Here is a 13,948-nt window from a genome sequence, read left to right on the forward strand (position 1 = left end):
GCAACAAGGTTCGCAACAAGGTTCACAACAAGGCACGCAACAAGGTATGCAACAAGGTACGCAACAAGGCACACAGCAAGGTACGCAACAAGGCATGCAACAAGACCCGCAACAATGCTGGCAACAGGGTGCGCAGCAAGGCCCGCAACAAGGCATGCAACAAGACTCACAACAAGGAACACAACAAGGTTCGCAACAAGGTTTGCAACAGGGTGCGCAACAAGGTTCGCAACAAGGCACGCAGCCTGGGGCGGGTGGGTCTTCAGATATGATTAATCTATTGCAAGAGCGAGTGCTTGCAGTGGGGAAAATTGAGCCTGTTACCTGCTTCGACGATGTATTCCAAGGGGTGCTGTCTGGCAATACAGTATTGCTCCTGGATGGTTATACAACGGGGTTGTCGGCCTGCACACAGGGATGGAAGGATCGCGGTGTAGTAGAGGCAACAACAGAACCATCTGTTCGAGGTTCTCGTGAGGCGTTCTCTGAGACACTACGAACGAATACATCACTGGTTCGGAGAAGGATCAAGCATCAGGATTTACGCGTGGAGACGAAGTCGTTCGGTCGTCTCACACAAACGAATGTCGCAATTATGTTCATTCAAGGGATCGCCAATGACAAGGTCGTACAAGAGGTACGAGACCGTATGGCTCGAATCGATATTGACGGCATTCTGGAGAGTGGATACATCGAAGAATTGATTCAGGACAAGACGTTCACGCCCTTCCCAACCGTGTACAATACAGAACGCCCAGATGTCATTGCAGCAGAGCTGCTGGAAGGGAAGATTGCGATTCTCGTAGATGGCACACCGTCCGTGCTTGTAGTTCCTGCGCTATTCGTATCTTTCCTCCATGCGGCTGAGGATTACTTCTTCCGTTCAGATATTAGCAGTCTAGTTCGTATCCTTCGCTATATCGGTATCTTCATCGCACTGTTAGGGCCATCACTATATGTTGCAATTACGACATTCCACCAGGAGATGCTTCCAACGCAGCTGCTGATCAGCTTGGCGGCACAGCGGGAAGGGATCCCTTTCCCTGCTGTCATCGAGGCGATTATGATGGAGATTCTATTCGAGCTGCTTCGGGAAGCTGGAATCCGAATGCCAAGAATGATTGGGCCAGCAGTGTCAGTTGTGGGAACGCTCGTCATTGGACAAGCTGCGGTCGATGCGGGTATCGTCTCTGCTGCGATGGTCATCGTTGTGTCGACGACGGCGATTTGCAGCTTCGTATTTCCTGCATACAGCATGTCAAATGCGTTCCGTATGCTTCGCTTTCCACTCATGCTGCTCGCTGCATCTTTTGGGCTGTTCGGGGTATGCATCGGTCTGGTCGCCATTGTGCTCCACTTGTGCAGCCTGCGCTCCTTTGGTGTCCCTTATATGAGTCCGCTGGCACCCATCATTATCAAAGATCAGAAAGACACAATCTTTCGGCTCCCGCAGTGGGCAATGCGGACAAGACCAAGCTATATGAGCCCGAACAATAAGAATCGGCAGCAGCCTCCGGAACAAGCTAAGCCCAAGCCAACAAAATAACAACACCATCAAGTGAAAAAAAGGGGGGCGTCAGTCATGAAGCGGAGATCCGTTCTCCTCAGCTGCTTGTTACTTCTGCTGCTTGGTCTGCTCGTCTCCGGCTGTTGGAATCGGCGTGAGATGAATGATTTGGCCATTGCGGTAGGAATGGGAATTGATAAAGCGGACAATGGACAGTATGAGGTATTTGTACAGGTTGTGGATCCAAGCGGGGTGTCGGCACGCAAGCCTAGCGGCGACAGAGCGCCTGTAACGCTGTATAGCGCAAAGGGAAGTACGGTGTTCCAAGCGATACGACGCATGACCACGATTACACCTCGCAAGGTGTATTTCTCGCATCTGCGAATTTTTGTTTTTGGAGAAGAAATGGCGCGCGAGGGCATCAGCAAGCCGCTTGATTTCTTATCGCGTGATCAAGAGCTGCGTACTGATTTTTATCTCGTGGTTGCTAAGGGGACTACGGCGAGGGATATATTGAACTTCTATACGCCGCTCGATAAAATACCTGCCAATAAAATGTATAAGTCGCTAGAGGTGTCGGATAAGACATGGGCACCGACGGTTGGTGTTCGGTTGGATGATTTGATAACGAATATGACCAGTTACGGGAAGGATGCAGTGCTGACAGGTATATTGATTCAAGGGGACCGTGAGGCAGGGAAAAAGAAGAAGAATGTAGAGCTAATCGAGACTCAGGCGCTATTAAAGTATTCAGGCATAGCTATCTTCAAGGGCGACAAGCTCATGGGATGGATGAACGAGGTGGAGAGCAAGGGATACAGCAACCTGACCGATAATTTGCAGAACACCTATGTTCAAATTCCCTGCAAGTCTGGGGGGAAGGCGGGGGTGGAGGTTATTCATTCCAAGACCAAGGTGAAGGCAAAGGTTACGAATAATCGACCAGAAATCAACGTCTTCATACGAACAGAGGCTAATGTTGCGGATGTTGAATGCGAAATGGATACTAGCCAGCAGTCTACCTTACATCAATTGGAGCAGGCGGCAGAACAAGTGATGATTAGCCATTCAACCAAATCACTGCAGCGAGCGCAGGCAGTAGGTGCAGATATATTCGGATTCGGCGAAGCTGTCCACCGGGCATACCCGGGTTACTGGAATCAGCATAAGGAACGGTGGTCGGAACTGTTCAAGGAGCTACCTGTCAACATTCAAGTGGATCTGAAGATCGTACGGACAGGGACAATTGGCAACTCATTCTTGCATGACGTGAAGGAGTAGGGGAGATGTGGATCAGTATTGGCTCAATTGTAATCGCGGCGATCACCTTCCTGTCTGAATCCTCTCGTATGAAGCGGCAGCAATTATCCAAGGAACGCTGGGTGCTGCTGATCATGCTGCTCATCGCTGCTGGGTTTGGTATCATCCTTGGGATGAAAATGAGGATACCGAATCCTATGGATTGGATCATGATGGTGTTTAAGCCTTTGAGGCGATTTCTGTAGTAAATAACGACAAGCAAGCTAGTGAGATGCTGCATCAAGGAGGTGATAGGGCGGATGAAGGATCAATCCATCATAAGTATTCGTCAGCTGACAATCTTGACGGCACTATTTATTATCGGAAGTGCGATTTTGATTATCCCATCGAGCCTAGCGGAAGAAGCCCGGCAGGATGGATGGCTATCCGCTCTATTATCCTTAGGTCTTGGCCTGCTCGTCGTCCCCCTGTACTCCGCCCTATGCCGAAGATACCCGGGACAATCGATAGCAGAATATTGTGAGTTGATCCTTGGCAAGGTGCTCGGCAAGGCAGCTTCGCTTTGCTTCATTATCGGATTTGCACTTACCACAGCGGCGCTTACCCTGCGGGATATCGGCGATTTCATAACGATGCAGATTATGCCGGAGACACCGGCTGTGGCGACTCATATTGTTTTTATGTTCATCATCATTTTCGGTGCCTATCTTGGAATTGAAGTGTTTGCGCGAGGAGCTGAGATATTTTTCCCATGGGTACTGCTTCTATTTATTTGCTTTATTTTGTTTGTAATGCCGCAAGTTGAAGTGAAGCAGTTCTTGCCGGTTCTCGAACGTGGATTTGTGCCGGTCATTCGCGGGGGATTGACCTTCTTTAGCTTTCCTTTCCTCGACATGGCAATCTTGCTGCTGATTCTTCCTTCAGTTAAGAACCAAGGCAAAGTGGCAAATGCTCTACTGTGGGGATGCATAATTGGCGGGGCGTTCCTGATCATTACAACGTTATTGTCTATATTGACCCTTGGAGCCGATAGTACGGCACGGCATATGTATCCGACCTATGCGCTGGCCAAAAAAATCAGCATCGGTAATTTTTTGGAGCGGATCGAGGCGGTAATGGCGGTCATTTGGTTTTTGACGACCTACTTCCGAATGGCGCTGCTTCTGTATGCGACTGCGGTAGGCCTCGCCCAATCCTTGAAGCTAGCTGAACACCGCTTCCTCATCATTCCGCTAGGGATGATCACGGTCAGCTGGTCGATCTTATTCATCCCGAATTCTCCCTATCTTAGCAAGCTGCTCGATCATTGGGCGACCTATGCGCTTCTGCCCGGGCTTGTCCTGCCCTTGCTCCTGCTGTTAGTTGATACGTACCGATCCAACGCTCAGGCGAAGACACAGCAAGAAGAGAGTGCTCCTCAGAATGAATCATGCAAAGAGCAAGGGGCTGCGATTGAGAACGGATCCACCTTCATTGATAAAGGAGGCGGAAGTGATGTGCCCATGGATGATGCTCCTACTGCTCTTCGGCCAAGCAGTGGACGAACATCTCCTCCTGAACGCTAAGTACATGAATGACTGAGCATGCACCTCTCTCATGGTACAATGGAGTCATCTTAAGGAACAGGAGCGGCTTATCTATGTGGACACATCTATTGGAGCTGGCGGCGATATGGATACCGATAATTAATTTATTATTTGCGGCAATCGTTATTTTTCTAGAGAGACGCAATGTAGGGGGAACGTGGGCATGGTTAATGCTCCTCTTGCTGCTCCCATTCATCGGATTCCTATTCTATATTTTGTTCGGTCAGAATCTGGCTCGACGGAAGGTCTATCGAATCAAGCCTCGGAATGAACGTCTTGTTCGAGATGAAATTGCAGCTCAAGTGCGGCGAATTCGGGAGGGAACCTTCGAATATCAGGATGATGGCGTGAAATACTATGAACCGCTTATTTATATGAACTTGGTAAGCAGCTACTCTCCTTTAACACAGGACAACAAGGTGAATGTCATTGCAGACGGGGACGAGATGATGGATCGGCTAGTTGATCGAATTCAAAATGCTGAAGATCATGTCCATTTGCTGTATTACAAGCTTGCTGGGGATTCGACCGGACGCAGAATCATTGACGCATTGACGGAGCGCGCTGCGAATGGTGTCGAGGTAAGGCTGCTGTATGACGATATTGGATCGCCTGCCTTGAAGGATAGGGATCTTGCAGCTCTGCGTGAAGCAGGTGGAGAAGTATACCGCTTCTTCCCATCGCGGATCCCTTATCTTAATTTGCGTGTCAACTATCGCAATCACCGAAAAATCGCGGTTATGGATGGTAAGGTTGGGTTTGTTGGCGGATTTAATATCGGTGATGAGTACGTCGGACTCGATCCGAAGATTGGACATTGGCGTGATACTCATCTTGAGCTGCAAGGAGGGGCTGTTCATCGGCTTCAAGGGCAATTCCTGCTCGATTGGTCCATTGCGTCTGAACAGTATCTTGCCTTTAATGAGCATTACTTCCCTGCACCCGTTCACACTGGGACTACCGCTGTCCAAATTGTCGCCAGTGGGCCGGATTCAGATAAGCAACAAATCCGAAATGGACTGCTTAAGCTAATATTTGAAGCCAAGGATCGCATCTCTGTGCAGACACCGTATCTCGTGCCAGATGATAGTGTGCTCATCGCGTTAAAGGTTGCCGTACAATCTGGGGTTGATGTACGCATCATGATTCCGAAGAAGGGGGACAGTCAGTTGGTACAATGGGCATCAAATGCGTATCTTGGTGAATTGCTTCGTGCTGGTGCCAAGTGCTATTGGTATGAGAAGGGTTTCCTGCATGCCAAGACGATGGTTGTAGATGGATGGGCTGCTACGGTTGGTACGGCGAATCTGGATCATCGCAGCTTCAGCTTGAACTTCGAAGTTAATGCCTTCCTCTATGACAAAGCGGTAGCGGGAGAGCTCGACAAGTTGTTCGAGCAGGATATGAAGGAGTCTATCGCGTTAAATTGGGATACGTACCAGAAGCGGTCAATCCGTCACCGATTTGTAGAATCCATCGCACGTCTGGTGTCGCCGATATTATAATGTGTAATACCTAATTATGGACATACTTGACATCGAGTTGCGATCACACTACAATTTGTAGTGGGAGGAATTCCACGATGAAAATTCATAACTTCAAATTCCACGAGAGTGGATTGAACCGGTTCTTCGGGCCGCTGGAGGCCAAGGTTATGTCTGTCCTGTGGGAAGGTTCTGAAATGACGATTAAGGACGTGCAGAAGAAGCTTGAGGCAGAGAAGTGCGTCAACTTCAACACCGTCATGACGGTCATGAACCGACTCGTGGATAAGGGAGTCCTGGTCAAGCGCACGGAGGGGCGTTCTTCCTTATTCCGACCAGTATTGTGTCGGGATGCCTTCCTCGATACGCAGTCCAAGGAATTAACGCATGAGCTGATGGATGAATTCGGTCCGCTTGTCGTGAATCACATGCTGGATGCCTTGGAGGATGTAGATGAGGGGCTGCTGGACAAATTGGAACAAAAAATCAAGCAATTGAAAAAGGATAAATAGACAATGTGGAAAAATCGATCTACGTTCATTTTCAGTTCGATGCTTCTAATTGCAGCCGTGTTGTTCTGTCAAATGGTACTATATGCGATGAAGGTGCTTGCCGGATGGGAACTGCACTTCAATCTCGTCGAGGCGTGCTCCACGCTCATGCAGAACTACGGATTGTCCAAGTTCGTGTACGTGCTTGATGCCTATGTGTTCTGTACGCTTATTAGCGTGCTGATCCTGTTCATCCGGCAGATGTGGCTGTCTCGCAAAGCATACTGGAAGCTGCATGCGTATCGCAGTCAGGAGCTGACGCTTCAGATGAATAGTCGGTTCTATGAAGGCAAGCAGCGAATGATGATTGTCGAGCATGCTTCCCCGATCGCGTTCACGATGGGGCTATGGTTGCCAATCGTGGTCGTATCGACCGGCTTAATGGAACTGCTTGATGACGATGAGCTGGAAGCTGTTGTCCATCATGAGGCTTTCCATCAGATGCACCGAGATCCATTGCGGATGTTCATTATGTCTCTTCTCGCTTCGGTCATGTGGTATATGCCAATTATGAGATGGTCGAAGCAGCAGTATAACATCATCCGTGAAGTGCTGGCCGATCATTACGCCATTGGACGTCTCGGAACATCGGCACACTTAGGAAGCGCACTGCTCAAGATGTTGAAGCAAGGCAAGGCACCGCGCATGCCATTTGCGTATGTCTCATTCGCAGATACATCGATTAATTACCGGATTCGTCAGCTGTTGGAGCCAGATACAGATATTCCGATGAAGCTGCCGTTTACGCCGGCTATTGTGTCGCTGCAAGTATTGCTTGCATTATGTTTATTGTTCTTTGCTGCTATGCCTTAATTTTTTTTAGAGTTTTACACTACAATGTGTAGTTTTAATTGAAGATTCATGAATTAACCATACTAACACATATTATGTTAAATAGGAGGCGTTTTATTATGTCAGTAAATCAAGGATTAGGTACATTGTTCATCAGGCTTGCGTTAGGGATTATTTTCTTCATTCACGGCCTAGAGAAGTTCCAAGGGGGTCTCGACAATACAGCAGGCTTCTTCGAAAGTCTGGGTATTCCGGGATTCATGGGATACGTTGTCGCGGCTGTTGAATTGATTGGAGGCCTTCTGCTCATCGTTGGTCTGGGTACAAGATGGATTGGGGCGGCGTTTACCGTCATTATGCTTATGGCTATCTTCACGGTGAAGCTGCAAATGGGCTTCGTAGGCGGCTATGAATTGGATATTGCGCTTGCAGCCATGTCGTTGTACTTAGTAGTAAGCGGAGGGGCGGACTACTCGCTTGATCGCGTATTGTTCCGTCGCAGCAAGGCAGCTCAATAAGACCGAAATAAGAAGCATTTTCTCATCGATGATGTCGATGAGAAAATGCTTTTTTCATATTTATTTCATTTCTTGAGAAAATCGCTATACTAAGTTATACGTGTACGAATTAGCAATCAGGGGGATGCCATGCTTAAGAATCGAAGAACACTGCGCTACTTGGGGCTATTCACCATTGCAGTGATAGTGTACAAGCTCATCGACAATATTGCTTATGTGCTTAGTGGAGTTGTAGCCTTATTGTCTATGCTTACACCGTTTTTTATCGCTTGTTTTATTGCCTACCTTCTTCGCCCACTTGTCAATCTATTGGAGAAGAGGCTGCTAGCTAGGACAAAATCGAAGCGATTCGTTAGTATTATAGCCGTGTATACCTTGTTTTTCGGCATTATTGTACTGCTGATTACGGTTATTACACCGCGGGTGATTGAGAGTGTAAGCACATTGCTGGCAGATATGCCGATCTATATGGAGAGTACGAAGATATGGCTGCAGGCCAATGTCATGAGTAAGGAATGGTTCATTCAATCCGGAATCTCGAGCAGCATTAGCGAGCATTTCAGCTCCGTCTCCAGTCAAATTAGTGACTTCTTGAAGCTGATGCTGAATAATTTGCTGTCCAGCTTGTTTACCTTTACGTCTGCGCTGTTGAATCTCGTTATCGGTTTTATCGTCTCGATCTATTTGTTGAAGGACAAGGAGAAGATTGGGACAGGCGCGAAGCGCACTTTACATGGCCTGCTTAAGAAGGAACGGGCTGAAGGCGTCATTGATTTCGTGAGAAAAATGGATATAATTTTCTCGCAATATTTTGTAGGGGTCATTTTGGATGCAACGGTCGTAGGCAGTATCGTATTCATTGGACTCCTTATTATTCAAGCGCCATATGCGCTGTTGTCCGCTTTGCTTGTGGCCGTAACGAATGTGATCCCGTACTTCGGTCCATTTATGGGGATGTTGTTCGTCGGTATCATTACGTTGTTCGTATCACCAGAACAGACGCTATGGATTACGTTGTTTATTTTCATTGTCCAACAGTTCGACGGTTATTATATCGGTCCGAAAATTGTAGGTAATAAAGTGGGCATAGGTCCCATTTGGATTATCTTTGCGATTATTATTGGAGGCGCTATGTTCGGTATTTTGGGCATGTTCATTGCCGTCCCAGTTGTTGCAGTGCTTAAGACGGCGGTAGATTCATTTATTCAACGTCGTATTGGTGAGCAGTAGGAACGAACAGATAATAAGGAATAAGGTGCCAAAGGGGGATCGTGTGCTCTCCCTCTGGCACCTTTTTATATGCTAGCGGTAAAGCTAGTAAGGGCAGGACTGGACATAAGCAAGACACATATAGGATTGAATACATATTCAAATTATTTTTTATGCAACATTATGCATACTTCCTCCGTCTATGAAGACAAACCGAATAATCGTAAGGCATCAAGAAGTAGGTACATAGGTGTGCCCTAACAACATGAGATTAGAGGAGGAATTTAAAATGAAAAAATGGAACAAAGGCTTGGCAATTGCATCAATTATGGCGGTACTTAGCGTACCATTCGCTGGAGCAGTAGCTGCTGAGACCATTCAAGGTCATGTCGTATCGTCTCACCCTGTAGAGGAGGGCTCGACATTGCCAGAAGAACATGTGACATCACAAGGAATTATTGAGTCGGGGAACGGAAGTAAATTTGTTCTCCGTGGTCAACAATATTTGCATATTAATGTACAAGACAACACGGTTATCGTGAACGAGAAGGGACAGACGCTCAGCAAGGAAGCCTTGAAAGAAGGCGCAGTTGTAGAGGTTCAGTATGGACCAATTATGTTAATGACATTCCCGGGTACGGTTGGTGCCGAAAAAATCGTTGTTAAAGGTGAAACAGTGGTTAAGGAAGGCAAAGTGCTGACAGTAACAAAAACAGATGGCGATGTGAATGGTCGTGTTCATGTCGATGTTGATAATGATGGCAATATTAATAATGACGTCGTTTTGAATATCTCGAAAGAAACATACATTATGGACAAGCAAGGTGTAGCTTTGAAATTGGCGGATTTGAAGGAAGGGCAGAAAGTGAAGGCCTTCCACTCTCTGGCAATGACTTTCTCCCTTCCAGGACAGTCGCACGCTAGCCTTATTATCGTTGAATAATCGAGACAACAGGGAATATGTGGTGCGGAATACAACCATACTACGTGTAGCTTGAGATATGCCGCTGATGCAGGCATAAGGAGGTTATGCGTTATGGTGGCACATGTGCCAGTTCCGCTGCAAGTTACAGGAGCAGCAGCCAATGATGCATTGGCTGCCGTTTTTTATTTTATGGTCTACTCGTTCGGAGGGTGGCTGCTTGAGAACATATACAGTAAGTTAACAACGGGCCGTTTCTGGAAGGAGGGCTTCCTGCAAGGGCCATTCAAACCTATGTATGGAGTTGCTCCCCTTCTCTTGCTACCTTATGTCGAAAAAGGTGGCAATTGGATCCTCATTCTGCTGCTGAGCTTCGTCATTCCGACGTCTGTTGAATATGTGAGCGGCTTAATGCTGGAGAAGGTATTTTATCGCAAATGGTGGGACTATTCTTCATATCGGATACAGCTTCAAGGCCATGTTTGTCTCTCCTTTTCACTATGCTGGATGTTTTTATCGCTAGCGGTTGTGTACGGACTGCATCCCTTGCTAGAGGCTGGCTACGTGCAAATTTCAGCAATCTGGAATATGGTATGCCCGATGTTCGTCATTTATTTCTGGGTGGACATGGCGTGGACCGTATGGTCGCGAAGACGTGAAGGAAAGTCGATGGCAGACAGTCGAAGTTGAGTAAAATTTAGGTAAAATAATAGTAAAATCAAGGTTGCGAGAGCGGAGACAAAACGTCTCCGCTCTTCTTTTTGTTGTTATTACCCATTTTAAAGGGAAAACATGTATTTACTAAAAGTTTTACTAATACCGTGTGATGGTTAGTAAAAAAATAAATGATCAGTAAATTATTTTACTAAAACGATTGTGAATTTTACTAAGCTCAGGTAAAATTTTATTAGAAAGTGAAGATGTGATTCATCCAACATCTCAGACGGAACGAATGGTGAGACGGATGGAAATGGATATCGTTCGTGTGAGGAATCCCCGTGGCAGGAGGCCGTACTATGCGTGTGATGAAGCAGTGGGAAAATGTGGGTGTTACAAATTGTAACCGTATGAAAGGGAGAGCGTACTTTCGCTCCTATCCGAATCGACAACTAGCCTTGCTGGACGAGCCGAAGTATGCGCATCAATGGAAGAGCTTGAATGGTACATGGAAGTTCGCTTATTTGGAAGCGCCTGAGTATTCGCCGCCGGGATTCGAGCGGCCATCATTTGATTGCTCGAACTGGGACGACATTACGGTGCCGAGCAACTGGCAGCTTGAGGGTTATGGCAATATGCATTACTCGGATCTATGGTACAACTTCCCGATTAATCCGCCTTATGTGCCGACAGACAACCCGACAGGAATATATAAGCGCAGCTTTGCGATTAGCCCGCAATGGCTGAACAATCAGCAGGTGATTTTGCGATTCCATGGCGTTGATTCCGCATTCCATGTATGGGTGAACGGGCAGGAAGTCGGTTACAGCAAGGGTGCAAGACTGCTGAGTGAATTTGATATTACAAGCTATGTAGAAGCAGGGCAGAATGAAGTGTGTGTCCGCGTGTATCAATGGTCGGATGGAACGTACATTGAAGATCAGGACATGTGGTGGCTTAGCGGTATATTCCGTGATGTCGAATTGTATGCCCAGCCGCTTGCGGGGATTGAAGACTTTACAGTGGTCACAGAACTGGATTCTACTTTTACGAATGCGATCCTGCGCCTGAGCGCAGATATTCGTGGTGCGAAGCAGGGACACACGCTGTCTTACGAGCTGCTTGATGCAGTTGGACAACGGGTAGCCTGCGGCGATATGCCTGCGGGCGAACGCATCGCGACTGCTGTCCCAATTGCGGCTCCGAAGTTATGGAGTGCGGAGACGCCGTACTTATATACCCTTCTCTTCACCTTAACAGACGGGGATGAGGTCATTGAGGTCATTCCACAGCAGGTGGGTTTCCGTGCTGTTGAATTGAAGGGGGACACATTCACCGTCAATGGGATTGCCATCAAGCTGAAGGGTGTCAACCGCCATGATGCGCATCCGATTACAGGACGTGTTGTATCGCGCGATGATATCGAGAAGGATATTCGCCTCATGAAGCAGCACAATATTAATGCGATCCGTACGGCGCATTATCCGAATTCGCCTTGCTTATATGAGCTGTGCAATGTGTATGGTATGTATGTGATCGATGAGACGGATCTGGAGTGCCACGGCTTCGAGCTGACAGACAACTTTAATTGGATTACGGATGATCCGGCATGGGAGAAAGCATACGTCGATCGTATTGAGCGCATGATTGAGCGGGATAAGAATCATCCTTGTATTATCATGTGGTCGCTTGGCAACGAATCAGGCTATGGCCGCAACTTCAGAGCGATGGGTCTCCGTGCGAAGGAAATGGATCCGACACGCCTCGTTCATTATGAAGGGGACAGAGATACGGATATTGCGGACGTATATTCGACGATGTATACGTGGCTGGATCATCCGGAGCGGAAGACGATGCAGTATATTATTGAGAACTCTGCAAAGCCGCACATTTTGTGCGAATATGCTCATGCAATGGGCAATGGCCCAGGCAATATGCAGGAGTATCAAGATCTATTCTACGCACATGATAAGCTGCAAGGCGGATTCGTCTGGGAATGGTGTGATCATGGCATCCAGACGATCGATGAGCAGGGCCGCGTCTATTACCGTTATGGCGGAGACTTCGGTGACGATCCGACGAATGGAGCCTTCTGTATTGACGGACTTGTCATGCCTGATCGTACCCCTTCACCGGGATTGCAGGAATATAAGAAGGTCATTGAGCCTGTTCATACGCATGAGGTTGATTTGCAGCGCGGCTTGATCCGTGTCAGCAACAAGTACGATTTTGCATCGCTAGATCAATTGGCACTTCGCTACTCGATTGTGAAGGATGACTGCATTTTGCAGACAGGCGAAGCGGACATTACTGGCATCGCTGCGCGTACATGCAAGGAAGTGGAGCTGGGGTACTCGCTCGATTTCTCACCTGAACCGGGAACGGACTACTATGTGAATCTTTCTTATGCATTGAAGAGTGATTGCGCCTGGGCACAAGCAGGACATGAATTGGCGACGGCGCAATTCCTCCTGCCAATTGCCGCTGAGATGCTGTACATCGAGCCGAGCGGCACGCTTACGATGGAAGAGGGACACTGTGAGCTCATCGTCCGCGGGGAAGAATTCAGCATTCGCTTCGATACAGTCAAGGGCCGCATGACCTCATGGACACATCATGGCACTACGGTTGTGGAAGAGGGCCCGAAGCTGCAGTTCTGGCGCGCACCGATCGATAATGATATGTATGTCGTGGATGATTACCGAACTAAGACATTTATGCATTTGATGCATGAAATTATAGAAGGTGTCACCTATGCACAGGAAGGCAATGTTGTCCGTGTGACGGTGTCTGTCTTGAATGGAACGACGAACGCCGCTTGGCATTACCGTTCCCGTTATGATTATCGCATCTACCCGAATGGCGATGTGCTGCTCGATGTGAGCGGCGAGCCGGGTGGCGTGAAGGAGCAGGCGCCGGAGATGATTCCGCGCGTTGGTGTGGAACTTCGTGTACGTGCTGCTTGTGAGAATGGAAAATGGTATGGCAGAGGCCCTGGGGAGTCGTATGTAGATTCCAAGCAGGCAAATCAGTTCGGAGTCTATGAGCGGACGGTGGATGAAATGTTCACGAATTACGTGCATCCACAGGAAAATGGCAATCATACGGACTGCCGCTGGGTTCGCTTGGCGGATCGTTATGGGGTAGGGATCATGGCAGTTGCGTATCCGAAGATGGACTTCAGTGCTTCTTATTATGAAGTTAAGGATTTGGATGCTGCCAAGCATACGGTTGATTTGAAGAAGCGGGATTACATTGTGCTGCATCTCGATGCGAAGCAGAATGGTCTAGGCTCGAATTCCTGCGGACAGCGCCAGCTGAGTCAATATCGCAGTGGATTTGAGCCGTTCGAGCTGAATCTGAAGCTGTCTGTATATTCGAATAAGGAAATCTCAGATGTGATGAAGGCGAAGGAAACGCTGCGCCGCAACTAGCAATCGCGAGGCTTTCCTCTATGCTTTT

12 protein-coding genes and 1 pseudogene are annotated in these 13,948 nt (G+C 47.8%); all 13 read left to right on the top strand.

The window, feature by feature from the left end; genetic code table 11:
- Positions 1-272, top strand: a 272-nt coding sequence (locus BLS15_RS29155) for a hypothetical protein (RefSeq protein ID WP_217635874.1), incomplete at its 5' end; no start/stop codon positions are given.
- A pseudogene (locus BLS15_RS25290) lies at positions 260-1,546 on the top strand (spore germination protein); the annotation flags it as partial. The gene BLS15_RS29155 and the pseudogene BLS15_RS25290, both read left to right, overlap by 13 nt.
- Positions 1,547-1,582: 36 nt before the next feature.
- The gene (locus tag BLS15_RS25295; RefSeq protein ID WP_021257320.1) at positions 1,583-2,788 is read left to right on the top strand and encodes a Ger(x)C family spore germination protein; all 1,206 of its coding nucleotides are present in this window, start codon (positions 1,583-1,585) and stop codon (positions 2,786-2,788) included.
- Between the two features lie 5 nt (positions 2,789-2,793).
- Positions 2,794-3,012: a hypothetical protein gene (locus BLS15_RS25300; protein ID WP_021257319.1), complete on the top strand. Its 219-nt coding sequence runs from the start codon at positions 2,794-2,796 to the stop codon at positions 3,010-3,012.
- Positions 3,013-3,066: 54 nt separating this feature from the next.
- A complete protein-coding gene (locus BLS15_RS25305; protein WP_021257318.1) occupies positions 3,067-4,332 on the top strand; it encodes a GerAB/ArcD/ProY family transporter in 1,266 nt (421 codons plus the stop codon).
- A gap of 74 nt (positions 4,333-4,406) precedes the next feature.
- Positions 4,407-5,858, top strand: a complete 1,452-nt coding sequence (gene cls, locus BLS15_RS25310) for a cardiolipin synthase (RefSeq protein WP_021257317.1) — start codon at positions 4,407-4,409, stop codon at positions 5,856-5,858.
- A 77-nt stretch (positions 5,859-5,935) separates the two neighbouring features.
- Positions 5,936-6,349: a BlaI/MecI/CopY family transcriptional regulator gene (locus BLS15_RS25315; protein ID WP_021257316.1), complete on the top strand. Its 414-nt coding sequence runs from the start codon at positions 5,936-5,938 to the stop codon at positions 6,347-6,349.
- A 3-nt stretch (positions 6,350-6,352) separates the two neighbouring features.
- Positions 6,353-7,201 carry a M56 family metallopeptidase gene (locus BLS15_RS25320; protein ID WP_021257315.1) on the top strand — a complete coding sequence of 283 codons (849 nt, stop codon included), beginning with the start codon at positions 6,353-6,355 and terminating at the stop codon, positions 7,199-7,201.
- Between the two features lie 98 nt (positions 7,202-7,299).
- Positions 7,300-7,698: a DoxX family protein gene (locus BLS15_RS25325; RefSeq protein ID WP_021257314.1), complete on the top strand. Its 399-nt coding sequence runs from the start codon at positions 7,300-7,302 to the stop codon at positions 7,696-7,698.
- Positions 7,699-7,827: 129 nt separating this feature from the next.
- Positions 7,828-8,928 (top strand): AI-2E family transporter, encoded by a 1,101-nt coding sequence (locus BLS15_RS25330; protein WP_021257313.1) that lies wholly within the window; start codon positions 7,828-7,830, stop codon positions 8,926-8,928.
- 268 nt (positions 8,929-9,196) lie between these two features.
- The gene (locus BLS15_RS25335; RefSeq protein ID WP_051614175.1) at positions 9,197-9,850 is read left to right on the top strand and encodes a hypothetical protein; all 654 of its coding nucleotides are present in this window, start codon (positions 9,197-9,199) and stop codon (positions 9,848-9,850) included.
- A gap of 93 nt (positions 9,851-9,943) precedes the next feature.
- Positions 9,944-10,519 (top strand): putative ABC transporter permease, encoded by a 576-nt coding sequence (locus BLS15_RS25340; RefSeq protein ID WP_028533342.1) that lies wholly within the window; start codon positions 9,944-9,946, stop codon positions 10,517-10,519.
- A 326-nt stretch (positions 10,520-10,845) separates the two neighbouring features.
- Complete coding sequence (gene ebgA / locus BLS15_RS25345) at positions 10,846-13,920, top strand: beta-galactosidase subunit alpha (protein WP_090514421.1); 3,075 nt, start codon at positions 10,846-10,848, stop codon at positions 13,918-13,920.
- The last annotated feature ends 28 nt before the right edge of the window (positions 13,921-13,948 follow it).

The organism is Paenibacillus sp. cl6col (assembly GCF_900102125.1).
GTDB lineage: Bacteria > Bacillota > Bacilli > Paenibacillales > Paenibacillaceae > Paenibacillus_B > Paenibacillus_B suaedae.